This window comes from Psychrobacter sp. 5A.1 (assembly GCF_030407455.1).
Taxonomy (GTDB): domain Bacteria; phylum Pseudomonadota; class Gammaproteobacteria; order Pseudomonadales; family Moraxellaceae; genus Psychrobacter.
The window spans coordinates 1-25,942 of the sequence record NZ_JASDDJ010000050.1; the positions used below are offsets into that span (position 1 = coordinate 1).

At 44.0% G+C, this 25,942-nt stretch carries 18 protein-coding genes and 2 tRNA genes; 16 read left to right on the forward strand and 4 right to left on the reverse strand.

The window, feature by feature from the left end:
• Positions 1-301 precede the first annotated feature (301 nt).
• Together QL982_RS10770 and QL982_RS10775 are read right to left on the reverse strand one after the other, a co-directional pair.
• Positions 302-378, reverse strand: a tRNA-Asp gene (locus QL982_RS10770).
• Positions 379-431: 53 nt separating this feature from the next.
• Positions 432-507 (reverse strand) — tRNA-Val (locus tag QL982_RS10775).
• A gap of 293 nt (positions 508-800) precedes the next feature.
• Between QL982_RS10775 and QL982_RS10780 the strand changes: the two genes are divergently transcribed.
• The 7 genes from QL982_RS10780 to QL982_RS10810 all read left to right on the forward strand — a co-directional run bounded on the left by QL982_RS10780 (position 801) and on the right by QL982_RS10810 (position 11,378).
• Positions 801-2,438, forward strand: a complete 1,638-nt coding sequence (locus QL982_RS10780) for a cardiolipin synthase (RefSeq protein ID WP_290164040.1) — start codon at positions 801-803, stop codon at positions 2,436-2,438.
• Between the two features lie 104 nt (positions 2,439-2,542).
• Positions 2,543-4,069, forward strand: a complete 1,527-nt coding sequence (locus QL982_RS10785; RefSeq protein ID WP_290164039.1) for a sel1 repeat family protein — start codon at positions 2,543-2,545, stop codon at positions 4,067-4,069.
• Positions 4,070-4,371: 302 nt separating this feature from the next.
• The gene (locus QL982_RS10790) at positions 4,372-5,952 is read left to right on the forward strand and encodes a 3-deoxy-D-manno-octulosonic acid transferase (RefSeq protein WP_290164038.1); all 1,581 of its coding nucleotides are present in this window, start codon (positions 4,372-4,374) and stop codon (positions 5,950-5,952) included.
• The gene (locus QL982_RS10795) at positions 5,949-6,668 is read left to right on the forward strand and encodes a 16S rRNA (uracil(1498)-N(3))-methyltransferase (RefSeq protein WP_290164037.1); all 720 of its coding nucleotides are present in this window, start codon (positions 5,949-5,951) and stop codon (positions 6,666-6,668) included. Before QL982_RS10790 ends, QL982_RS10795 begins: the two co-directional genes overlap by 4 nt.
• Positions 6,669-6,959: 291 nt before the next feature.
• Positions 6,960-8,081: an extracellular solute-binding protein gene (locus QL982_RS10800; RefSeq protein ID WP_290164036.1), complete on the forward strand. Its 1,122-nt coding sequence runs from the start codon at positions 6,960-6,962 to the stop codon at positions 8,079-8,081.
• Positions 8,082-8,246: 165 nt separating this feature from the next.
• Positions 8,247-9,938 carry an iron ABC transporter permease gene (locus QL982_RS10805; protein WP_290164035.1) on the forward strand — a complete coding sequence of 564 codons (1,692 nt, stop codon included), beginning with the start codon at positions 8,247-8,249 and terminating at the stop codon, positions 9,936-9,938.
• 114 nt (positions 9,939-10,052) lie between these two features.
• Entirely contained in the window at positions 10,053-11,378 is a 1,326-nt protein-coding gene (locus tag QL982_RS10810) for an ABC transporter ATP-binding protein (RefSeq protein WP_290164034.1), read from the forward strand.
• Between the two features lie 33 nt (positions 11,379-11,411).
• On the opposite strand, the gene QL982_RS10815 is transcribed toward QL982_RS10810, so the two are convergent.
• On the reverse strand, positions 11,412-12,305 hold the full coding sequence (locus tag QL982_RS10815) for a methyltransferase domain-containing protein (RefSeq protein WP_290164033.1): 894 nt from the start codon (positions 12,303-12,305) through the stop codon (positions 11,412-11,414).
• Between the two features lie 472 nt (positions 12,306-12,777).
• Here QL982_RS10815 and QL982_RS10820 point away from each other — a divergent pair, with 472 nt between their 5' ends.
• The 7 genes from QL982_RS10820 (at position 12,778) to QL982_RS10855 (ending at position 23,068) form a co-directional block, all read left to right on the forward strand.
• On the forward strand, positions 12,778-14,424 hold the full coding sequence (locus QL982_RS10820; RefSeq protein WP_290164032.1) for an alpha/beta hydrolase: 1,647 nt from the start codon (positions 12,778-12,780) through the stop codon (positions 14,422-14,424).
• Positions 14,425-15,004: 580 nt separating this feature from the next.
• Positions 15,005-17,794 (forward strand): DNA gyrase subunit A, encoded by a 2,790-nt coding sequence (gyrA, locus tag QL982_RS10830; RefSeq protein WP_290164030.1) that lies wholly within the window; start codon positions 15,005-15,007, stop codon positions 17,792-17,794.
• A gap of 374 nt (positions 17,795-18,168) precedes the next feature.
• Entirely contained in the window at positions 18,169-19,239 is a 1,071-nt protein-coding gene (gene rarD / locus QL982_RS10835) for an EamA family transporter RarD (RefSeq protein ID WP_290164029.1), read from the forward strand.
• A 152-nt stretch (positions 19,240-19,391) separates the two neighbouring features.
• The gene (gene rarD / locus QL982_RS10840; RefSeq protein ID WP_290164028.1) at positions 19,392-20,549 is read left to right on the forward strand and encodes an EamA family transporter RarD; all 1,158 of its coding nucleotides are present in this window, start codon (positions 19,392-19,394) and stop codon (positions 20,547-20,549) included.
• 187 nt (positions 20,550-20,736) lie between these two features.
• A complete protein-coding gene (locus QL982_RS10845) occupies positions 20,737-21,405 on the forward strand; it encodes a glutathione S-transferase (protein WP_290164027.1) in 669 nt (222 codons plus the stop codon).
• 93 nt (positions 21,406-21,498) lie between these two features.
• Positions 21,499-21,816 carry a hypothetical protein gene (locus tag QL982_RS10850; protein ID WP_290164026.1) on the forward strand — a complete coding sequence of 106 codons (318 nt, stop codon included), beginning with the start codon at positions 21,499-21,501 and terminating at the stop codon, positions 21,814-21,816.
• A gap of 103 nt (positions 21,817-21,919) precedes the next feature.
• Entirely contained in the window at positions 21,920-23,068 is a 1,149-nt protein-coding gene (locus tag QL982_RS10855) for a ribonuclease Z (RefSeq protein WP_290164025.1), read from the forward strand.
• A 40-nt stretch (positions 23,069-23,108) separates the two neighbouring features.
• Here QL982_RS10855 and QL982_RS10860 read toward each other — a convergent pair whose 3' ends face one another.
• A complete protein-coding gene (locus QL982_RS10860) occupies positions 23,109-24,080 on the reverse strand; it encodes an ATP-binding protein (RefSeq protein ID WP_290164024.1) in 972 nt (323 codons plus the stop codon).
• 334 nt (positions 24,081-24,414) lie between these two features.
• On the opposite strand from QL982_RS10860, the gene QL982_RS10865 reads away from it, so the two are divergent.
• On the forward strand, positions 24,415-25,464 hold the full coding sequence (locus QL982_RS10865; RefSeq protein WP_290190322.1) for a protein kinase: 1,050 nt from the start codon (positions 24,415-24,417) through the stop codon (positions 25,462-25,464).
• 126 nt (positions 25,465-25,590) lie between these two features.
• Complete coding sequence (locus QL982_RS10870) at positions 25,591-25,872, forward strand: hypothetical protein (protein ID WP_290190323.1); 282 nt, start codon at positions 25,591-25,593, stop codon at positions 25,870-25,872.
• Positions 25,873-25,942 lie beyond the last annotated feature (70 nt).

The window sequence follows — 25,942 nt, forward strand, 5'->3', positions numbered from 1 at the left end:
ATCTCCAACCAATAGCGTTGCACCCATCTCAGTCTCACTAGCAATGGCAACAACACCATTATCAGCCGCTTGCTGACCGAGCCGCAGATCACCGATTTTCTCAAGCAAGTTTATCTATTGATAAGTTTATATTGAATGCGATAATAGAGCGTCAGTTACTCCTAGTGGGATAATAGATATGAAATAGCGAGCCTTACAAACAAAGGGTTCAAGAGGAAATCCAGACACAAAAAAACCTCAAGTAAACTAATACTTGAGGCGAAACTTGCTTAGACTCGAGAGTCTAAATTCGTTTTAAATATGGCGCAGCGGACGGGACTCGAACCCGCGACCCCCGGCGTGACAGGCCGGTATTCTAACCAACTGAACTACCGCTGCTTAGGTCTCTTTAGCATCTTACCTTTATGAAGAGGTCCACTTCGCTAAAGTAGTGGTGGGTGATGACGGATTCGAACCGCCGACATTCTGCGTGTAAGGCAGACGCTCTACCAACTGAGCTAATCACCCTTCGAACAATTGCTATGCAATTTATTCAACATCAACTGAGCTCTTAAGTTTGTCACTAAGCTCCGTTGCTGTGGATGTGTATTATATAGATTTATAGTTGGCTGTCAAACAGTTTTTTAAAATTTTAGTAAATAATTTAAAATAATTTCTGTATGGCATCATAAATAAGCACGCAAGCCACGTGTTTATTGAGGTGGCTATAAGACACCTGTTTTGGTTGGCTATTGTTTGATGGCTACAAACGACTATACTATTGATGAGATTTTACGACTCATGCTTTATTTATTTAATCGTTGGAGGCTGGCATAGATAATTCCATTGTTGAACAAACTGCGACGACTTGGTCTTGGGGTGATTTTGCAGGGTTAGGTTTGGTATTGCATATTATTCTTATGATAGTCATGACGCTACGAGTGGTATCGGTACAGCGAAATATAGGTGTGTCGATTGCTTGGGTCGCTGTGCTCTATACCTTGCCTGTTTTTGGACTTATTGCTTATACATTGCTGGGTGAGCCGATGATAGGGCGGCGCTATCGTGAGCGGGTAGACCAAGCAGGCGTATTGATGACTGATATGGCAGAGCGTGAGCATTTGGTTTTTGATCAAGGGCAAGAGCTGCTGCCAGCCAACTATCGCGGTGTCAGTCAGATAGGCACGCGTTGGACAGGGCTTGGGGTATTCGCTAATCATGAAATGCAGTTGTTGACTGATCCCAATACTATTTTTCAAAGTCTGATCGAAGACATCAATGCTGCACAGAATATTATCCTGATGGAGTTTTATATTGTTTATCCTAAAGGACAGGTATTAGAGGTGATAGACGCATTGTCGGCGGCGGCGCAACGTGGTGTCGAGTGTCATATATTAGCGGATAGTGTGGGCAGTTTCAGCTTCTTTAATAGTAGTGCGCACCAGACATTAGAGAAAGCAGGTGTTTTTGTCCACCAGTCGTTGCCAGTGGGGCTGTTTAAGACATTGTTTAAACGTTCTGATTTGCGCAATCATCGAAAGCTTGTGGTTATTGATGAATACATTGGTTATATCGGTAGCTTTAATCTCGTTGATCCAAGGTTTTTTAAACAAAATAAAAATGTCGGACAGTGGATTGATGTGGCGATACGAACGACCAGTCAACACTCTATTAGCATCACAACCGCAATGGCAATCGTGGTGGCTACCGATATCGGGGCCGAAAACAATGACAATCTATATGCGCTCAACCAACGAGTAAATGGCTACACACGTAAGCTGTATGTGATGAATCCAACCATCAACGATCTCAACAGTCGGGTAAAAGTATTAGGGAAAGGTGTGGATTATCATGAACAGCCAGATATTGGTTCGACATCGATTGTGATTCCGAAGATGCCTATTGTAAAAAATGTACTGGTTCAGCTGATACCTTCAGCACCGCAAGTGACGGCCCATGTGATTTATAATACGTTGGTGACGGTGATTCATCGCGCCAATAAACGCATTTGTATTACTACCCCCTATTTTGTACCTGATGAGGCGCTATCGAGCGCATTAACAATAGCGGCTAAGCGTGGCGTTGAGGTCACGTTGATTGTGCCCGAAAAAGTCGATTCGTTTCTTGTGCAACATGCCTCACAAGCTTATTATCAAGAGTTGCTAGATGCGGGTGTGACCATTGCTTTGTTTAAGGGAGGACTGTTGCACACCAAAACGGTGGTGGTCGATGATGATTATTGTCTATTTGGTACGGTGAATATCGATATGCGCAGTTTTTATTTAAATATGGAAGTCAGTTTGGCCATTTATACGCCAGAGATGGTCGCTCAAGTGGCCGACTGTCAGGAAATCTACTTACAAAGCTGCCGATTTTTGAATTTGGAAGAATGGCAGCAGCGTCAAGGCTCAAAGCGCTTGTTTGATAATGTCGTGCGCTTGTTCAGTCCTTTATTGTAGCCCTTCAAATTTTAGGGTAAGGTAAACGACTTATCTCGTTTTGGTGGCGTGATAAAGTCATTATTTTTAGTATTCATTTATCCACATAAAGGACGCGCTTGTCTATGTATGCATCGTCTGCATCACCCTTAACGCCTCTTGATTATACTGCAGCAGGCTATTGGCAAGACTTTCTAGCTGATCGTCCTATCGCTGGTGGCATTGCTTACGAGATGGAACTCCGTGATTGCCTATTGGATGAGTCGTTGGCGAGTCTACAGCGTCTAGATACGCTATTGTCGCAAATACGCCGTGATATGATCAAAGTCGGTCGATGGGATGAAGAAGCAACGTTGCTTGATGAACGCTATCGAAATTTCATGGTGTTTTTGGCATTTTATGCAGGTCGCGTATTGGCGCAGCAATGGCAAAACACCCCGCATTGGTATGGTCAGTTTGAGCTACGTAAGCGCTATTCTGAATTGGCACTCACCACTGATGATTTTTATCAAAATATGGCAGTCATCTATCGTGATGATGCTGGGGTTGAGAATGGAAGTGATAGCGAGGCATCATTATTTTTTGCATTAGAGCCGATTGGATTACGTCTCTTTGGTCATATCGACAGGCCGTTTGAAGCAGTACAAGGTGCTCAAGTAGCCAGTGGTTTATATCAAGCAGTGAGCACAAGACTGCCAAACTCGAACGATAAGCCAGCCATGGCCGTTGCTCAGAGCGCGGCAAAAAATTCAGACATAATTACGCATATAGATAACGTTAAAACGATTGATAGTCACCAGCCAGTGAAACAAGAATGGTTGAACGAGGCATCAACTGCCACGCCAGCACTTAAAACTTTCTCTCAGCCAGACAGTCAAAATCAGCAGGTGCTATCTAAAGAAACCCCGCGAACAGAAAATGATGAACCAGTAAAAGATACCGCTTCAGAACAGGCTATCCCGAGCCAATTATCAAAAAACCTACCAAAAAAACTATCAAAACAGCCACTGATATCTCCAGAATCGCTTGCGTCTTTCTCAAAAGACGTGCCAACGCCAGAGATGTTTACGCAGCTGCTGGTAGAGTTAGATGAAATCGAGGTGGCTCAGACATCTGGTCAGACTGAATATCAGCAAGCTCACAAAGTGTTGGCGCAGTTTGAACGCCACATCGCCAAACAAGATAAACCACGCGCACAAATAAACTTTGCCGCGCATCATTTGGCGACAAAAAAACAGGCCTTGTTGACGTTACAAGCCGCCGCCCAGACTGGCAACACCGCGGCAATGTTACGATTAGCGATGTATGAGTTACTTGGTGAAGGATTCACAGTGGATGAACGTGCTGATGCCGAGTCGGGCACGGAATGGGTCAAACAGGCCGCTAGTAAAAATGACTGCCGTGCTCAGCGTCTATTAAGTAAAATGTATTACCAAGGGGTTGGCGTGGCGCAAGAGATAACCACTGGTAAATACTGGCTAGAGCAAGCCGCTGAAAATGGTCATGCAGAAGCCACCAGTCTCGTCCAACAGTGGCAGAAAGCGGAAGTATTGATGACAACACAAAAGCAAGAGCAGCACAGCACCAAGCGCTATCAGCTATTATTCGGTGTAGTCACTGTAGTCGCCTTATTGATACTAATTATTATATAAGGCGTGTCGTCATCGTTTTTACTTAGGGCGTGTTTGATATTCGACCATGGCACTGATAGAGACTGTTTTTTAGACAGCTCGATGTTAAAAAGAGTAAGTTTAGTTATAGTGCGTTGTAAATCTCGTTAAGGTACGAGCATTACCGTCGTTTTACGCCTTGTCTGGAACCGTTTTAGTCATCAGCAGTGCCTATTTGTGAATATCAAACACGGCCTATTGTTACACGTTAAATTCAGGTAAAATTGGCGCGCTTTTACATTTACCCTTTTATTGTTTGATTCATCACTAATTTGGGCTGTTCCATGCCATCATCTAATACCACGTCTGACACTGATTCACATTCGACTGCCCTTATCTCATCAGGGGGTCGAGCGGTATATGAGACCCCTCTCTATTATCAGTCTCTTATCGGATTACTAAAACCGCTATATCGTTTGCACGTGTGGCGTCGATCTCATAAAAACGACAATTATCAGCAAGAGGTTGATCAGCGTTTTGGCAAGCAATACCCGCCGCGCCCTGTGGTTAATGCGATGAGTGATAAAGGTGTTGTTTGGTGCCATGCAGTCTCATTAGGAGAGACCAATACGGTCGCGCCTTTGTTGGATGTATTATTGGCGAGTGGCTATCAGATATGGCTGACCAACACCACCCAGACAGGTTTTGCCCGTGGTGCCAGCCGTTTTGCAAAAGAGATAGCCGACGGTCAAATGAGCCACAGTTATGTGCCCGTTGATACCCCTGCCGTGATTGAAACTTTCTTGACGCATGTGCAGCCTATCGCGGCGCTGTTTGTAGAAACAGAACTGTGGGCGAATATCTTGACCAAATTATCCCAGCAGCATATCCCCAGTATTTTGGTCAATGGGCGGCTGTCCGCTTCTTCTTTTAAAAGTTATCAAAAGATTGGTGCGGTGAGCGCCAGTATGATGAAAAACCTTACTTTGATAATTGCACAAAACAGTGACTCTGCTAAACGCTTTCGGCAGCTAGGCGCCAGTAGCGCAAACATTCGTGTGGCAGGGTCACTAAAATGGGTCATCAATACATCCAAACTTGATGATAAATCGACAGACATAGCAGCCGAAAATACCGCTATCTATCATAAAAAAATCGAGTTAAAAAAAGCCTTTGGTATCGCAGAGCGATCGGTTTGGGTCGCAGCCAGCACTCACGATGGCGAAGAGGATGCTGCACTATTATTACAGCAACAAATTTTGTCCCAATCGGCGTTGGCAGCGACGTTACTTATTATCATCCCTAGGCACCCTGAGCGTTTTGATACAGTCGCCGCGTTGATTCAAAAAACTGGGCTAAAAATGGCAAGACGTAGTGACGGGGAAATGATTGGTGCAGACACACAGGTCTATCTGGCAGATAGTATGGGTGAAATGATGACGTGGTATCAGTTGGCAGATGTCGCACTAGTCGGCGGCTCGTTAGTGGAGGTTGGTGGACATAATCCCGTTGAGCCCGCGAGTGTGGCCACACCTGTGCTCATGGGGCGATATACCCAGTCCTGTCAAAATGTGGTGGATAAATTGTCTGAGGTTGGTGCGTTATATCAGCCAAACAATGCTTTTTATCGTCCCATAACGATAGCGGGTTCTAGTAGGGCAGATACCCAAACCGCCAATCTGCATAAGGTAGCGACACATAAAAAATCCTCGCGCAAAAAAACAGCCTATAACACGGACGATGCCGCACATATTTGTCAGCAGCTTGAGATTTGGTTAAGTGATTTGCCATTAGCGGCACAGGCAGGGCAAGCAGGCGCGCAAATGACGGTACAGCAGCAAGCGGTATTGACTCGTCAATTTATGATGATTGAAGATGTCATTGAACAGCCAATTATTCAACACTCAAGCCAAGAGCTGCTATGAACTGTATATTATTGCCCGCTGACAACTTTTCATTCGCCACCGCAAAAATTGACTGCCTATCTCAAGTCAGCCATGTGACCAACGTGCTGGGCGCAAAAGTGGGTGATACGCTAAAAATCGGCCAGCTGGGCGGTGATTTGGGTATGGCCATGATAGAAAGCATCGACTCTGATATCATTCAATTACGTGAGGTGCAGCTCACAACTGCGCCGCCACCCAAACTTGATTTGACCGTAGTATTGGCATTGCCGCGTCCTAAGGTATTGCGGCGCTTGATAATGGATATGACGGCGCTTGGCGTACGCGATATTGTCCTTATAAATAGCTATCGAACGCAAAAAAGCTACTGGCAAAGTCCGATGCTTGAGCGCCTTGATGAGTTTGTGTTAGAAGGACTACAACAAAGCGTCGATACCATCAAGCCCTCTATTAGGTTACAAAAACGTTTTAAGCCATTTATTGAAGATGAGCTGGCACGCTTAATCACCAATCGAGCCATCGTCGCGCATCCGTATAGTGAGCAGTCTTTTTCTGAATGCTTACAACAGACACCATTATCGCTGCCCAGTTTGGTATGTATTGGCGCTGAAGGCGGCTGGATCGATTACGAGATAGAACTGCTATCGGCACAAGGCTGCACCGCAGTAAATATAGGCCCACGTATCTTGCGTACGGAAGCGGCAGTCAATGTTATTATAGGGCGATGGCTGATCTAGGGCGTGTCATCAATTAGCGCATTAATAAATTTAGTGGCCTTAAAATGGCTAAATTTTGGTTTTAAGGTGATGAAAAACCTAGCAGAAAACCCAATGTTGAAAAGTAATGCTCGAAAGCTATCGCTGGCATGTTTCTTAGTTCAATAAATGTATTGATAATTAATATCATTTCTATTAGTATGTTGCTTTTACATATTATGGCCTTATTAGTCCTGATAACTAGGGATTTTGCGGTCGTTTTATCACATCATTTGTCGTACCTTTTTTTATAGCACTATTATGGGGAAAACCATGTCATTGAACACCATCAGCGCTAACCTAACTGCCACAAAGCTTATCCTACCTGCTGCCGTATTTGGTATGATGTTAGGATTGGCGGGCTGTAGCAACTCCTCGACCACAGAAGAGAGCGTGGAAGCCGAGCCAGCAGCTGGTACTGAACAGCCAGCCGCAAATGACGGTGCGGCGCCGACTGATGGTGAAACGATTACTATCTACTCATCACGCAACGAACAGCTTATCAAGCCATTGTTAGATCGTTATACTGAAGAGACAGGTGTCAAAATCGAGCTGGTCACTGACAAAACAGGCCCGCTCATGGCGCGTTTACAAGCTGAAGGCAAAAACACACCAGCCGATATGCTATTGACCGTGGATGCGGGTAACTTATGGCAAGCGGCGCAACAAGGCTTGTTACAGCCAGTATCCTCTACTGTATTAGAAGCCAACGTTCCTGCAAAATATCGTGATCCAAAAGGTCAGTGGACGGGTTTGTCATTGCGCGCTCGTACTATCTTTTATGACCCAAGCAAAGTCAATGCCGACCAGCTATCTACTTATGCAGACTTGGCAGATCCAAAATGGAAAGGCAAGCTATGCCTACGCACCTCTAAAAAGGTATATAACCAGTCATTGGTTGCTAGCATGATGGAGCACTTGGGCGAAGAAAAAACAGAAGCCGTTATCCGTGGTTGGGTTGATAACTTAGCCACTGATGTATTCAGTGATGACACTAGTATGCTAGAAGCCATCGCCGCTGGTCAGTGTGAAGTGGGTATTGCCAATAGTTACTACTACGGCCGTATGTTGGATGAAAAACCAAATTTCCCTGTGAAAATATTTTGGGCAAACCAAGACACGACTGGCACGCACGTAAACATTTCAGGTGCTGGTGTGGTAGCAGGTTCAGACAACCCAGAAGGTACGCTTAAGCTAATGGAATGGTTGTCTTCTGATGAAGCTCAAGGTATTTATGCCAGCTCAGATAAAGAGTTTCCAGTAAAAGTCGGTGTTGATGAGTCAGAAATGCTCAGATCATGGGGTGAGTTCAAAAAAGACGATATCAATGTACAGAAATTCGGTGAGCTACAAACTCAAGCTATCCAAATGATGGATAAAGCAGGTTATAAATAGAGTACGGACAGCCATACCAATCTCAACAATCATCATCGCTAGCAAGCACGAGTACCATGCTAAATGATAGTGTATTATGTTCAATACTGTCTGTGCTGCTGGCAGTATTGTTGAGTTTGGTATGCTCTAGTAAGGTCTCTATATGTATGACACGGTAATGATAATATGATCACAACGCCAGATACGTCTGTTAGTCAAGACGATACTATCAATGACGATACTGTCAATGATGGGGTCAATGACCAGCAGGCTGTCAGCCAAGACCACGCCCTTCGTAAACGTATTATCTCAAAATCAGTCTTAGGGCTGATTTCGTTGTTTATGCTAGTGCCAATTTTGATCGTGCTGCTATCATGGACTCAGCCAGTGGCCGAGATTTGGACACACATGGCCGAGTATGTACTGCCGCAAGTGCTCAAAAACACGGCGATTTTATTGCTGATGGTGACCATCATCTCAGGTACTATTGGTACCGCCCTTGCTTGGGTGACCAGTATGTATCGTTTCCCTGGTCAGCGGTTCTTTTCGTGGGCATTGATGTTGCCACTTGCGATACCTGCTTATGTATTGGCATTTGTTACCATTGGGATTGTGGATTTTAGTGGGCCATTACAGACGGCCTTGCGTGATTTTGGTATCAGTACGGCTATCCCGTCGATAAGAAATGTATGGGGCGCAGGATTGATATTGTCGCTGGCATTTTATCCCTATGTTTATTTGCTCGCCCGTCAGGCGTTTTTGTCACAAGGCCGGCGCGCGATAGAAGCAGGGCAGATGCTAGGTTTGAGTCGTAGCCGTGTGTTTTTTCGGTTGGCACTACCGCAAGCACTACCGTGGATCATTGGCGGCTTGTTGCTGGCCAGTATGGAAACCTTGGCGGATTTTGGTGCGGTGTCCGTATTCAATGTCGATACGTTTACCACGGCTATCTATAAAGCATGGTTTGGCTTTTTTAGCTTGACCACAGCCGCGCAACTGGCAGCATTGTTAATTGGCGTGATCTTTATCGTGGTATTGTTTGAGCAGTATTGGCAAGCAAAGCGTGGTAGCTCGATTACCCAAGGCAGCAGCCAACGTTTTGACGCTAGCAAACCTGCTAAATTGGCCATGACATTGTTGTGTACGGTTGTTTTTTTAATTGCCTTTCTCATCCCTTTTTTGCAGTTAATCTATTGGACGGCATTGAATTTCCGCCAAGATTTTGATGCGCGCTATATTGATTTTGTCACCAACAGCATTATGATTGCTGGGATGACCACGCTTTTCATTGCTTTTTTGGCCATTATTATTGCGTGGATCAAACGGCAGTATCCTGATAAATCAACCAAGTTGATGACCACTTTGGCCAATTTAGGCTATGTTGTCCCTGGTACGGTGTTGGCTGTGGGGATATTTATTCCAATCGCGTGGCTAGACAATCAAATGATTGCGTTTGGCATTACGTCACAGCAAGTGCTTTCTGGCAGTGTCATTGTTATGCTACTGGCGCTATCGACACGTTTTATGACGGTGAGTTTTCAGCCAGTGGATAGGCAATTGCAACGATTGACAGTCAATCAAGAAGCCGCTGCGAAGTTACTCAGTGACAGCCCTTATCAGCGCTGGCGTCATGTGATGCTACCGGTACTTAGCCCTGGTGTGCTAACCGCATTATTGATGGGTTTTGTCGAAGTCATGAAAGAGATGCCGATTACATTGATGACACGGCGACAAGGCTGGGATACGCTTGCGGTGCGCGTGTTTGAGATGACGAGCGAAGGCATGTGGGGGCGAGCAGCGTTACCGAGTTTGCTAATCGTGTTAGTTGGATTGCTCCCTGTTTGGATACTATTGCGTCAAAGCGACAAACACAGTTAACCGCAATGTTTTAGCGAAAATCTGGCAAAGTTGATAGCTCTCGGCTCGATTGATATTATCATTTGCAGTGTTTTAACTATGGTTTTACTTACTAATAGCGAACGGGTACCGTCTATGTACACTGACTCAATGAACGATTCAACAGACCCTAAGTCAGTAAAGACTCAGGCCAACCATACGCCTGTAAAAAAATCGCCAATATCACAAGCGCAGATAAATCCAGTTCAGCCTAATAAGACTGTAGAGCAGCGTGCTGCCTCACAACGAGATTCTGAGAAAAGTATCGCGACGGATCCTTATTTTAGTGTACAAAATTTAATCGTAGGCTATGACGATACTATCGTCGTCAATGGTCTATCGTTGATGTTGGAGCAAGGCGAGATTGGTTGCTTCTTAGGTTATAGCGGCTGCGGGAAAACCACCGCACTACGAGCAATCGCAGGTTTGGAGCAAAGCCGTGGCGGTACTATCCACTTAAACAATCAACGCCTAACTGAAAAAACAGCCCGCCAATCATTTGCAGTTGCGCCCGCCAAGCGTGGTATGGGGATGGTGTTTCAGGATTATGCCCTTTTTGGTCACTTAAGCGTGGCAAAGAACATCGCTTTTGGCCTCAATAAATGGTCATCTGCCGACAAAAAGGCCCGTGTCAAAGAAATGCTAAGCTTAGTTGAATTGACCGAGCATGCGGACAAACGCCCAAATGAGCTTTCTGGTGGCCAGCAGCAGCGAGTGGCCTTAGCCCGTGCGTTAGCGCCGAAGCCTAAACTGTTGCTACTTGATGAGCCGTTTTCTAATTTAGACGTGGTGTTGCGCGAGTCATTGGCCATGAATGTCCGCGATATTCTCAAACGTACCAATACCACAGCGATTTTGGTCACTCATGATCAAAATGAAGCGTTTGCGCTAGCGGATAAAGTAGGGGTGATGGATAAAGGAAGGTTGGTACAGTGGGCGCGACCAAGCGAGCTGTATCATGAGCCTGTCAGTCCTTTTGTGGCAGAGTTTGTGGGTGAAGGTGCGATGATAGACGGTATCATCAAAGAAGGTCATGTTGAGACGGCACTGGGCGATATCTATCGCCGCATGGAGGTCTACGATGAATCTGGCCAACCACAATACTGTGAATATGATTATCCAAATGGCACACCAATCAAAGTACTCGTACGCCCTGACGATATCATTCATGATGATGACAGTACGCAGACGGCATTGGTCATTGGGCGTGTTTTTCGCGGTGCCAACTACTTGTATCGGTTACAGTTAGATGACGGACAGACCGTCTTGTCCTTGGTTGCGAGCCATCATAATCATGAAATCGGCTCGCATATTGGTATTTTGCCTTTGCTAGAGCATGTGGTGGTTTTTGATGAAAAAGAAATCAATGCCACTACTTGGTCAGAATATGACAGATCATCAAGAAGTGATGAAGAGATTTAGCCGTCCTCATCACTTCTGAGCTGTCGTCTAAATTTACCGTTTAGCCAAAATATGCAAGTAGCGCCCAAGCCATTTGTACGGCTCTAACTGTGAGTAGCGTAACTCCATTCTTATCACTGCCTCTGGGTCGTTATGACCGCCGCGTTTGAGCGGTGCATAATCATGAAATACTCGTAGACCACTGCTACGTACCGTCTGATAGTCATGCGCTTTGAGCCAAGACTCGACCTCTTCTTTGGCCACTGGATGATTGGGCGTCAGGCTTTTCTTATTGTCCGCTTTGTAATCGTTACTACCAAGTAAGCTATCGAGTAAGTTAAAATTCCCCATGATGAGATTGCGATAATCAAAACTCGCTGGATTATAGAAGCAGACAGATATCGCGCCATCATCCGTTAGATGCTGATCAAAAAAATCCATGACTGCAGCGGGTTCTGCCAACCATTCAAGTAGCGCGTGCGACATGATCAAATCAAATTTTTCTGTCTCTGCCTGAGCCAGTTTTTCTTCAAGCGCTTGATAAGGGCAAACATACCACGTGATGTCTAGTTCTTGCTCGATGTGTTCTGCGCTCGCTTTTGCTTTCTCAAGCATATTTGCGGAGATATCATTGATGATTACGCTATGACCTTGAGCAGCCAGCTCTATTGCAATTTGAGCAAGCCCTGCACCCACATCCAAAATACGCAAAGGTCGCCCGAGCGTCTGACTCATCTGCGCACTATATTCAAAAATATCACGGCGTAGCACGGCCAGTCGAATCTCGCCTTTTAAACCGCCATAGACCTTTTTTTCGAAATGATCAGCAATGGCATCAAAGCTACGGTCAATACGTGTCTTTTCTAGCATATCTAGGATAGTGGCTTGTGGTACTAGCTCTGTCGGTTGGCTATCAGATTCGTCTATGTTTTGATGGTTGGTTTGCATAAGGTGTAGTCTGTGTCGGGGTTATATTTTGGGACATCGTACAATAAAGCCTACCGCTAAGCTAGGGCGTATTTTCAATTCATTCAACAGACCCTAAAGCGGGTACAAGGCAGCCGACAGCAGATTGTACAGGTAGTACATCTAGGGAAGATAACGCCGTAGCAGTTTAGTTATTCTTTGACTATAGCTTGCCAATATCTGTACCACTTTGCTTATTTGACTGCCATTGTTCTCATTTTTATCACTATGTTTAAAATGAGGGCACGGCCTAGTAGGTACGTGTTTTTTGGTAGCTTTTCAGCATGTTTTACGGTATAAATAATAGGACGTGTCCTCAATCTGAACCCTAAACGGTAAATGGGTTAAAAAATATTATTGTGGGCAAACGATAAAAATATCTGCCAATGATTACGTCTCTACTGCCAAGGAGTTTCGGCAAACATTTGATTTACCACTGCTAAGGACAGCAACCATGATTAAATCAAAATCTATCGCGAATGTCAGCGCCACACTATCGGCCAATACTTATCAACCCACCTCCATTATTACCACTAAGCCTGCGATGTCCCGCTGTTTGTTATCTGTCGCTATTGCCAGTAGTTTACTGTTGGTGGGTTGCGGTGATGACAATGACAATGACCGTGTCACTAGCTATAGTGCGTCAGTTGAGACGATTAACGCATTTAATACGACACAAATAGATACCCAGTTTGGCCTTGATAGTACTGCAACGCCAGATGCCAAATGTGATATTGACATAAAAAAAGTCAGCTATCCAACGGTAGGAGCCGCAGGCGAGCGCACTAATGCCACAGCAGCATTGATGCTACCAAGTGGTGATAATGCTGACTGCCAAGGTGATCGACCTATCTTACTCTACGCTCATGGCACCACCACTGATAAAGACTATGACTTTAGTCAAGTTGCCAACCCTCAAAATCCAGCAGTCGGCGAGTCGACATTGATCGCCGCAAACTTTGCCGCACAAGGGTACATCGTGGTTGCACCAAACTATGCGGGTTATGACGACTCTGATCTCGACTACCACCCCTATCTTGTGGCTGATCAGCAAGCCGCTGATATGGCCGATGCATTGGATAGCGCACGTACCATCATTGCGAGACAGCAGCAAGCCAACGATGCCGACTATACCAACATTGATGATTCGGGTGAGCTATTCATCAGTGGTTACTCGCAAGGCGGGCATGTCGCCATGGCAACGGCAAGATTGCTTGAGCAAAAAAATGAGCCTGTGACAGCGATTGCACCTTCATCCGGGCCATATGCATTAGCGGCGTTTGGTGATTATATATTTTCAGGTAATGTCAATCTTGGCGCTACACGTTTTGCACCACTACTGGCAACGGGACTACAAAAGAAGTACAGCAAGATTTACAGTAGTCCTAATGAGATATTTACCACAAGTTATGCAAATACTCAGTTACCAAGTTTGTTAGGTTTTGACGAGTTGGTCGCCGCCAATCAATTACCTAGATTTGCGTTGTTCCAAGCAAAACCTACTGGCAACACAGTACTTGATCAGCTACCTGCTAGCGATCTACCCTTTGCATTTTTAGGATTTTCTCCTGATAACTATCTCATTAAGACAGATTTTCGTGCTGCTTATGTTGCAGATGTGATCAAAAATCCTGATGGTCTAACGTCAACAACACCAACAGGGATTCCAGCTGCTACCCCAGAGAATGAGCTACGTAAAGCACTTAAAGACAATGATCTACGTGGCTATATACCTAGCATGCCAACATTGTTGTGTGGTGGTCATCGTGATCCAACCGTATACTATGATTTAAATACGGGCGCAATGACAGCACAATTGCAACAAGAAAATCTAAATATCACTGTACTCGATGTTGATAATGAGAAAGAAGCAGCGCGAGGAATACCGACTCTGTTACCCCTTAGCAACTCGGCACTAGCAAACCCTTGGTTAATGAATAACACCATCAATAATATTCAAACGCAATTCAACACTAGCGTTGCAGTTACTGGACCCAGCTTCTTGTCCAGCTACCATGGCGGTTTAGTCAGTACTGCTTGTACGCAAGCCACGCGTGAATTCTTTGAGCAGAACTTTAATCAAAGTAATAACCCCACTTAATATCATCAAGCGCTTACAAGTAATTTATACCTAAATGATGTCAAAAAACTGCATTTATTGGATGCAGTTTTTTGATGTTTAACGTTTTAGTACACTAGAGAATAAACAATGAAATCAATTAGCACAGCACTACTAGCTCTAGTATTTGCCTTCATATCTATGAGTCAAGCACAAGCTCGTAATACCCCTTGTTCAGGCAAAATGGGTGGTGTATCTCACTGTTCAGCAGACGGTAAGTTTGTCTGTAAAAATGGCAAAATCAGTCAATCAAAAAAAACCTGCCATTAGAATTATTTTAGCGTGTGTTGGTCATTCAAAATATCACTGTGAATGAACCGCCTAGCTTGATTTTAATGGTAGCCTGAACCCCCTAAATCAGCAAATTTGTGCTAAAATAGTTTCTTTTATTAAACATTAAAACTATCGCTATTTTCCTATTGTTTTGCACGTTTAGCAGTGTTTTTTTATGGTTTGTATTTTGGTCATGACTGCCCATTTATGTGGCAGTATTTTTATATGATCTATGAGTGCCGTAAGCGATGTGTCAACGCTAGAAAAAAATGTGAGTGAAGGAGTGTATATGAGCGAATCGGTCAGTCCTATTGGCATCGTAGATGAACTAAAGCAGTCGTATTTGGATTATGCGATGAGCGTGATCGTCTCGCGTGCGCTGCCTGATGTGCGTGATGGGTTCAAACCTGTACACCGCCGCGTGATGTACGCCATGCATGTGCTATCTAACGACTATAATAAACCGTACAAAAAATCAGCCCGTGTGGTCGGTGATGTCATCGGTAAGTATCATCCACATGGCGATAGTGCGGTCTATGATGCCATCGTGCGTATGGCACAGGATTTCAGCTTGCGTTATCCGATGGTTGATGGTCAAGGTAACTTTGGCTCGATCGATGATGATCCTCCGGCAGCGATGCGTTATACCGAAGTACGTATGACCAAGCTTACCCACCAGATGCTTGCTGATTTGGACAAAGACACGGTCGATTGGGAAGACAACTACGATGGCTCTGAGCGCATGCCAAGTGTGATGCCAGCGCGTATTCCTAACCTGTTGGTCAATGGTGCAACGGGTATAGCCGTCGGTATGGCGACCAACATGGCGCCGCATAACTTGACCGAAGTGATCAATGCTTGTTTGGCGTATGCCGAAAACCCACAAGTTTCAGCTGAAGAGTTGATGTCACATATCTCAGGTCCTGACTTTCCTACGGGCGGTATTATCTATGGCCGCGCCGGTATCTTAGATGCCTATCGTACGGGTAAAGGCCGTTTGCATATTCGTGGTCGTTATCATATCGAGCCGATGAGCAATGCTGGCGTCAACCGTGATCGTGAGCGCATCGTATTCACAGAAGTGCCTTATCAGGCCAATAAAGCCAAACTGATTGAGCGTATCGCAGAATTGGTTCGTGATAAAAAAATCGAAGGCATTAGCGAAATTCGTGATGAGTCTGATAAAGACGGCATGCGTATCGCTATTGACTTGCGCCGTGGTGAAACTGCTGAAGTTATCGTCAATAACTTGTTCTTACAAACGCCACTTGAGTCTAGCTTTAGTATCAATATGGTCGCACTCGATAATGGTCAGCCAAAGATATTGACCTTGCGTCAGCTCATTGCTGCGTTTGTGCGCCATCGTCAAGAAGTAGTGACACGCCGTACGATTTACGAATTGAACAAAGCGCGCGTCCGTGGTCACCTGCTTGAAGGCTTAACCGTTGCACTGGCTAATATCGACGAAATTATTGCGACAATTAAAGCATCGGCAAACCGTGGCTTAGCACGTGAAAGCCTGCTGAATAATACGTGGGGCTCAGGCAGCGTCGTTGCGATGCTTACCGCTGCTGGTAGCCAATCTGTACGTCCTGACTTTATCGAAGGCGAAGATCCTAAAGCGCCGTTTGGTCTGATCGAAGGCGAAGAGCGCTATCGCTTGTCACTTGAGCAGGTCAATGCGATTTTAGACATGCAATTGCATCGCTTGACGGGTCTTGAGCAAGACAAATTGACCGAAGAATACCAAGACTTATTGCGTGAAATTGCACATTTAGAGTCTATCCTTGGTGATTTCGATAAGCTGATGACCATTATCTCTAATGAGATGATCGAGATTCGTGATAACTTTGGTGATGAGCGCCGTACCGATATCATCGATTCACGTATGGACTTTAGTCGCGAAGACCTTATCCCTGAACAAACGGTCGTCATGACGGTATCGCGTACTGGCTACGCCAAAACTCAGCCGATTGATGATTATGTCGCACAAAAACGTGGCGGTAAAGGTAAGTCTGCCACAGCAATGAAAGAAGATGATGTGATCGACCATCTAGTCGTGACTTCAACTCACTCTACCGTATTATGCTTCACGGATAGTGGACGTGTCTTTAGTTTACGTGGTTTTGAAGTGCCGATTGCCAGTCGCGGTGCTCGTGGTCGTCCGTTGGTCAATCTAATTGGCCTAAATAGTGACGAAACCGTTACGACGATATTACCGATTCCAAAAATCGTAGAGGACACATCGGTTACAGGTGAGATATTAGAAGCAAGTAATGAGGACGATTCGGCAGAAGACAGTAATCAAGCAGAGCCACCATTTGTCTTCTTTGCCACTGCCAATGGTACAGTGAAACGAGTAGAGCTTAAGCAGTTTGCCAATATTCGCTCGAATGGCTTGATTGCGGTTGGCTTAGAAGACGGTGACAAACTGGTCAGTGCTCGTATCACTAATGGTAGCCAAGAAGTGATGTTGTTTGCTTCAAGTGGTAAAGCCATTCGTTTTGATGAGAATGACGCACGTGCGATGGGCCGTACTGCAAAAGGTGTCCGCGGTATGCGTCTGGCTACTGATGAATTTATCAAATCATTGGTCGTTATCGAAGACGATGTACGCGAAATCCTAATCGCTTGTGAAAATGGCTTCGGTAAACGTACCTTTATTGATGAGTTCAATACGCAAAATCGTGGTGGTGGCGGTGTGATCGCTATCAAGACCAGCGAGCGTAATGGCGCACTAGTACGAGCGACCAAGGTTGACTCTACCGACGATATCATTTTAATCTCTGACAAAGGTACGTTGGTTCGTACGCCTGTTGAGCATGTCGCTAGCTCTGGTCGTAATACGCAAGGTGTGACGCTGATTCGTCTGTCAAAAGATGAAAAACTGGTTGCCATGGCGCGTGTTGAACACGAAGAAAGCGACGACGAGCTCGTTGATGCCATGATAGAAGATGGCACATTTGAAGTAGAAGGCCAAGAGCAGATAGATATTGATGCGGCATCAGGCAATCCAGTAACAACTGAGGTTGATGATGCGATTGATATTGCAAATAATGATGAGTTAGACGGCGAGTAAGTGCCTCAGTAGTTAGCTTTTTGATCTAGTCTTATATGATTGTTCTAAAAAAAGCCTCTGACGTTCTCGTCGGAGGTTTTTTGTTTTTCTGAGGGTTATTAATTTTTGATATCTGCTGTTAGGGCGTGTCCTCAATTCAAACGAGTGTCCTCTAAATGGGCTAAAAATAGCTAAATTTTGCCAAACATCGTCAAATAGTTGGTCAATATCTCGATATTATCTGCACTATTTTCCTCGTTTGACGGCAATTTATCTCATTTTTATCGCCATTTTTAAAATGAGGACACGCCCTAGTCTTTAAGCGATATAAATCTCAGTTTCTATGATTTTTTATAAATTACGCCCATAAAATTATATTTTTTAAGGCTGTTGTTATGCTCACGACCAATCAAACTTTCCAAGGAACGCTTGCATCGATATCATCGAGCTTTTTATTCGCGATGATGTTTTTGTTTGGGTTGTTTATGCTGCCCTTAACCGGTACGCAGGTGGCATCATGGCGTGTGCTCATGATGTTGCTCAGTTTGGTGATACTGGTCAGTTTGACCAAGCAATGGCAACATGTTTTTGACTATATAAAGACGTTAAAAACAGTCAAAGAGTGGTTAATATTTATACTGCCTGCGCCAATCTTAGGTGGGCAGATTTGGCTGTTTATGTGGGCGCCTGTTAATGGGTTTGGTCTAGATATTACGTTGGGCTATTTTTTATTGCCGCTGGTGATGATTGTGCTTGGTCGATTCTTTTATCATGAGCATATGAGTGTTTTGCAGTGGGCGGCTGCGATATTTGCAGCGCTAGGCATCGGCTATGATATTTTTCAGTATGGTTCGGTCTCTTGGGTGACGCTGTTTGTGTGTTTGGGCTACCCACCATACTATCTACTGCGCCGCACGCTTTCTGTGCCACCTGTTACGGGTTTGCTGTTTGATTTGACACTGTTGACGCCAGTGGTGCTCATCATACTTTATGTGAGTGGTGGTTTTGATGTAGCGGCACAAGACATGAAGTTTTGGTATTTGTTACCGCTGCTTGGTGCTTTTAGTGCGCTTGCGATGTCGCTGACGATGATTGCGAGTAGTAAGCTGCCCGTTTCATTGTTTGGGGCGTTAAGCTATATCGAGCCGATGCTGCTATTTGTGTTGTCTATTACGATTTTGAGCCAAAGCCTCGATGAAGGTGGTTCGTTATTTATGTACGGTATGATTACGCTTGCGCTACTGGTCATGATGGTCGATAGTGCCGCAGGTTATATAGTTCGTCGTCGTAACGATCATCTGCATGGCTATCGAGAGCCACAAGTGGGCGGCTTTCCACCACGCCGTCATTTTATCAATCAGCGTATCGATGGCGTGCTAATAGCCCATCGTTTTCGCAAGATTCGTCGCTATCAAAAAAAGCTGAATAAAATACAGCAGAAACTTGAAAAACTTGATTTAAAGTAATTACTTAGGGCTATTAAGTTTACTCAATAAAGCGTTTGAGACACTAGATATACGGTGGCATTGCTTATTCATTCTGACTTTGACATAATGCCGACCATAATGTAAAAACCATACATTAAAAGCGTTTATCTTAGATTGCGCGATGATCTTATATGCAAAAGCCTCAGACGTTTTCGTTTGAGGCTTTTGTTTTTTTTAAAATTGCCATGGATGTGCGCCAATCTTTAAAGGCTGTTGTTATGCTGACGACCAACCAAACCTCGCAAGGTACAATCACTGCGGTTGCTGCAAATTTCTTATACTCACTGCTGTTCTTATTTGGCCTGCTGCTACAACCATTATCAGGTACACAGGTCGCTTCGTGGCGTGTTCTGACGATGTTTGTGAGTTTGGTACTGCTGGTCAGTGTACTAAAGCAGTGGCAGCATATTTTTGATTATCTAAAAACCCTAAAAAACGCGAAAGAATGGTTCTTATTCATATTGCCTACGCCTATTTTGGGTGCGCAAATCTGGATATTCATGTGGGCGCCCGTCAATGGCTTGGGGCTAGAAGTAACGTTAGGCTACTTCTTATATCCGATGATTATGATCGTCGTTGGTCGCTTCTTCTATAATGAAGACATGAGCCTACTCCAGTGGGTTGCCATCGGATGCGCAGGCTTTGGTATTGCTTATGATATCTTTCAATATGGTGCTATTTCTTGGGCAACGTTGTTTGTCTGCTTGGGTTACCCGCCTTATTATTTATTGCGTCGTTATTTGGCAGTGCCGCCCATCACTGGTCTTATATCGGATCTTGTGTTGTTATTACCAGTCGTATTGGTCGCACTGTATATGAATGGTGGCTTTGAGGTGGCAATAACCAACCATAAGCTTTGGTATCTGCTGCCATTATTAGGCATTATTAGTACCGCTGCGATGTCGTTGACAATGGTGGCGAGTCAGAAGCTACCTGTCTCGCTATTTGGCACTTTGTGCTACCTTGAGCCGATATTTTTGTTCGTCTTCTCAATCGCTATTTTGGATCGTAACTTACATGATGGCGGCTCCATGCTAATGTATAGCATGATTTTTGCGGCATTGCTGATTATGATTGCTGATAGCGCATTGGGCTATATGGCGCGTAAACGTGATGACCGCTTACATGGCTACAATGAGCCACAAGTGGGCAGTTTTCCGCCACGCCGTCGTCTGAAAAACCGCCGTATCAAAGGCGTGCTCATCGCACATCGATTTCGCCAAATTAAAAAGTATCAGCAAAAAATAGACAAGATGACGCGCAAAATTGAAGCATTACATTTAGATTAATATCAAAGAGTACAGCGGCTTCGATGCCTGACTTGGCAGCCATTGTTTTCTATTATGTCTGCCAAGTCACAGTATTAAAGAAGTACAAATTACGCTATTATCGAGAGCAGTACTGCCAGACTTAGATAAATTCAGCACAGCCTATATAAAATATTATTGCTCATTCACACTATAACTAGGACGGTTTATGTTACATCTACATCATTTGGCAAACTCGCGCTCGTTTCGTATTATCTGGCTGTTGGAAGAGCTAGCCACTGACTATAAACTGACTTGTTATGAGCGCAACAAAGCATACCGCGCACCTGATAGCCTAAAGCAGGTACATCCGATCGGTAGTGCGCCGATGCTCGAAGTGGATGATCGCGTACTGATTGAGTCAGGGTTTATCATTGAATATCTGCTCAAGCACTATGATAAAAACAAGCAGTTTAAACCTGATGATAGTAATGATGCTGCATGGGAAGCTTATACGTTTTGGCTACACTTTGCAGAAGCCTCATTGATGCCACTGTTGGTCATGCGTTTGGTATTCACAAAAGTGGTGGCTCAATCGCCAATGCTGATCAAACCTATCAGCAAAAAAATTCAAGGTCAGGTCGAAAAAAATATGATCAGTAGTGGTTTGGGAAAGATGCTGAATATGATGGAGCGTCATTTGGATGAAAACCATTGGTTTGCAGGTAGTGAATTTAGCGCCGCCGATATTCAAATGCATTTGGCGGTTGTGGGTGCCAATGCTGGTGCAGGTTTAGATAAGCATCAATATACCAACCTCTTGAACTGGCTCAAACGCTGCGAAGAACGAGATGCCTTTAAACGGGCAGAAAAAAAGGGCGGCCGTCTTAATTTTTAGGTGATACTGGTATAATCATCTCTTAACGCTCAAGTGGCCATGTAGACCAAAGGCTTTGTTTATTCATAAACAAAGCTTTTTTAGGATAAAATCATGACAGATCTAAATACCTCGAATAAAGACAACCTGAAGAAAGACAGTGTAAATAAAGACATCGACGATAATCAGTCAGCAATTCAAAAGTCACTTAATAAACAAGATATCAGCATGCAAGAAAATAATAAACAACAGATGAACAGCCAGCAAGTCTCTATCAAAGCATGGTCACAGAAAATTTTGGTTGTGATACTGTGTATGGCGAGTTTTTATGGTGGCTGGAAATCTTACGAATCAAATATGGTAAACGAGTGCACCGCCAATGGTGGACAAATGGTTGAAGGTCAAAAAACCATGATATGCCAATTATCATAGCTAGGGCATATTCTCCGTTTATCTTATTTCTGTCATTGATTTAGAATGAAGAAATGCTCTCGTACTTCTGAGCCAGTACTTCTGATAAATAAAAGGCATCATTATGCTAAAGCTAACCTTTTTGGGTACCTCTGCAGGTGTACCGACCAAACAGCGTAATGTGACCGCATTGGCCATAGAGTGTCTGAATCCGCATACCTCTGGCGTACAGCAAGAGAGTCGTCAACAGAATAATCAGAGTAAGAAATCGCGCCCCTGGGTGCTGATTGATTGCGGAGAGGGCACACAGCAGCAATTGCTACATACCAAGCTCTCCTTACATCAATTGGCTGCTATCTGCATCACTCATGTTCATGGTGATCATTGCTATGGTCTACCAGGGCTATTAGCAAGCGCTGCTATGTCAGGGCGCCGTGAGCCATTAACTTTGATTGCACCAAAATCGATTGCTACTTTGCTTGAAGCCATTGCCGCTACTACAGAGCTGTATTTACCTTTTGCTCTCGATTTTATAGCGATTGAAGAGGTGTTGGCTGAGCAAGGTGATACGAACAAAGTTAACATTAGCTTAAGCGACCAACATCAGCTTGAGATTGATATCACGCTGCTCTCACATCGAGTCACTTCTCATGGTTTTGGTATTACTCAGACTATTAGCCGCCGCATCCTTAATACAGATAAGCTTATGGCAGATGGTATTCCAGCCAGTGCACTGTGGGGCAGATTGCAGCAAGGCGAAGATGTCACGACTGAGGATAATAGACAATTGCACTCAGTAGACTATGTTGATGAGGAAATACAGCGGACACGAGTAGTGGTGGCTGGTGATAACGATACGCCAGACTGTTTGCGCAAAGCCGTTATAGATGCGGATTTATTGGTGCATGAAGCGACGTATACGCATGAGGTACTGACTAAGATTCAAGCCAAAAATCCAGAGTTTGATCCGATGCATAGCAGTGCGCAATTGGTGGCGGATTTTGTAGAAAACAGTGGTGTAAACAATCTAATTTTGACGCACTTTAGCGCCCGTTATCAGGGTTTTGATAATCCTAATAGTAAGACGCCAAACATGGCAAATATTCGTTTAGATGCTGAGAGCGTTTATAAAGGTAATCTTTGGTTAGCAGTAGATTTTGACCAATATATGGTCGATGGTGCAATTGGGTCGGCAAGCAGTCAAAAGGGCAGTCAAGAGGGCAGTCAAGAAGAGAATCGCGTGCAGTATATAGGCTCTGCACGCAGTGATTAGACATGGCTAAGCTTAGATATGATTTAGCGTTAAATATGGCTTAGCGCTTACCGTCTGCAATTTCCAATTGCGTTATACCGCTCCAGTATCGACTGAACTGGTAAGCAACTCGTCCTGAGCGACCACCACGTTCAGAGGCCCAACGTAGCGCATCCTTTCTGATCTTATCAGGCATAGACTGACTTGCTAAAATGTCCTTAGCATTATTATCCATATCAGCTGAGATTTTCTGCTGCTCTAAATTCAGATAATGCTGAATGATTTGCAGATAAGTCTGCTGATCCATAGGATGGAAGGTGAGGGACAAACCGAATCGATCTGATAATGACACGGTTTCATCAATGGCCTCATAGGGATTGACCTCATCCGTCTGCCCATTGTAGATATTAATATTGTCTTTCATCATCTGCGGTAGCAAGCGACGGCGATTACTGGTGGCGTAGACCAGTAGTTTGTCTTGCTCAGAGTCTAGCGAGCCATCGAGTACGCTCTTTAGCGCACGATAGCTTTCGTCTTGACCATTAAAAGCGAGGTCGTCACAGTATACGATATAGCGGCAATTACAATCTTCTGGTAGGGCATTAATGGCAGCACGAATCTTATCCAATACTTGCAGATCATCGCGGGCAACCTCAATAATACGTAAGCCTTCACTATGATGGGCTTGTAACAAAGCGCGAATCAATGATGATTTACCGGCACCGCGTGTCCCTGACATTAATACGTGATTGGCAGGATAGCCTTTAATAAACTGACGGGTGTTCTGTACCAGTTTAGACTTTTGCGTATCGATACCATGCAAGTCGTCCAAGCTTAAAAATAGGTTGACCGACAAAGGCTCTAAATTGCCAGTGCGTCCACCAACCCAGCGATAAGCAAGTTGGTTCGGATCGATTTCAATCGTCGGTGTGACCTGCTCTTTTAAGTACTGACTGAGTAAGTCTAATAACGGTTGAGGTAGGGCATAAGTAGGCTGATTAGAGGGCGAGGTTGGGATGGTTGGTTGTGACATAGTGGCTCTAGCAGTTAAGGTTGTCTTTAATACCATACCCAAAAATATCATTAACGTGGCTAAACTTTTGGCGCCTACTGAGCGTAGTATTAGGGTGTGTCATCAATTAGCACATTAATACATTTAGTGGCCTTAAAATGGCTAAATTTTGCTAAACATCGTCAGAAACTTTGTCAATATGTTCATATTAACGGCAATTTCTTCCTTGTTTATCTACAATTTTTCTCATTTTAAGTCTCACAATCTAATTGATAACACGCCCTAGTCAAAATTATTCGCGCTATTATTATCTTTGGAAATGATACGAATGGGAAGGCAATAATCTCACTATATTATGAGAAACAATACCATGGAAAATAGTGCCAGTAATCCATCTATTACGCAAGCTTTGCAAGCGCAGGCGGTGCCGCTATTGTCCATTATTACCCAAGAACTGGACGTACAGCATTTTAGTCAGATAGTGCATCAACGTATTGCTCAGCAAAGCACAGAACAAACGCAAGATATCAAAACGCAAGATATCAAAACGCAACATATCGACAAGACTTACTTCCAAGGGCTAACACGTGCCCAGCATCCGCAATTTGGTAGCGTGATGATTAAATGGCAGTTGAGTGCCGATGCTTATCCTATCGCTTTCGATTTAACTCACGAAGCAAAGGTTTTAGCTGCTGTAAATGCTTCATTGAAAATCAAAAATAAAGCTATTGCACCGCCACTATTGGCTCATCATTGTGTAAACGTTCAAATACTAGAGCAGCCTCAAAAGCTGGTAATAGTGGTGATGCCTTATTACTCTAATGGTAGCTTGGTGAGTCAGCTGACAGCTTCAAAACATCTGTCACTGATAACGTCACAAAAACATCATTTCATCATGCAGTCTGCCTGTTTAATAGCCAATTTGCATCAGGCTGGCTGGCTACACAATGATATTAAGCCTAGCAACATTTTGATTGAAGGTTTTGATAACGAGTTGCCATCAGATATCATGAGTAATAGTCTAACGCCTAATCTATTATTGACTGATTTTGCGTTGGCAGAAAGGGTTAACGAGCCAAAAGAAGGAAGTCCTGCTGGTACACCGGCATATCTTGCACCTGAGCGTTGGCAAGGTCAGGGTGCAACGGTGCACAGTGATATCTATGCGTTTGGGATAATGATGGTTGAGATATTGGCGGGCAGGCGACCGTTTCAAGTAAGTGTTAATAGTAATGACAAATTAAAGGCGTGGGCGATTCAGCATTGCCAACAATCTATTCCAAAGCTGCCATCAGAATATAGTTGTTATCAATATATGGTTGATAAGGCATTGGCGAAACGGATAGCGAGACGGTATCAGAGTATGGATGAGGTATTGGAGGGTTTAGAATGTCTAAAAATTTAATGACATGCATCATATTAAATAATACAAGATAACTCAGTTTTTTTTAGGCTTTATTAAAATATCTTAGAATGATATGATTTGAAAAATCATATCATTACTGAACAATTATCGAAATAAGGAATAGTAGTGGCAGAGACTTCAAACATAGCTACAATGGCTGAGATATTGTCTAAAGATATCTTTAAATGGTTTAAATGGACACAAACTGGCTCAATGGATACAAATAACACTTGTGTCATTGATGAGCATAGTAAGAAGGAACATCCTTCTGATATTGTTTTCCATTATGAAGATCCATACAGTGATAATAGGATATATCTTAATTTTGACTTAAAAAGTTATGGTGAGAGCACGCTTAGTAGCAAAAATTTTACTAATGAGTTAAATAGCTTGGGTATGTCTATATAGTACGCTGACTTTAAAAATGTTATAAAATAAATCAACTAAATGATTATCACTATAAACGACAATGACTTAC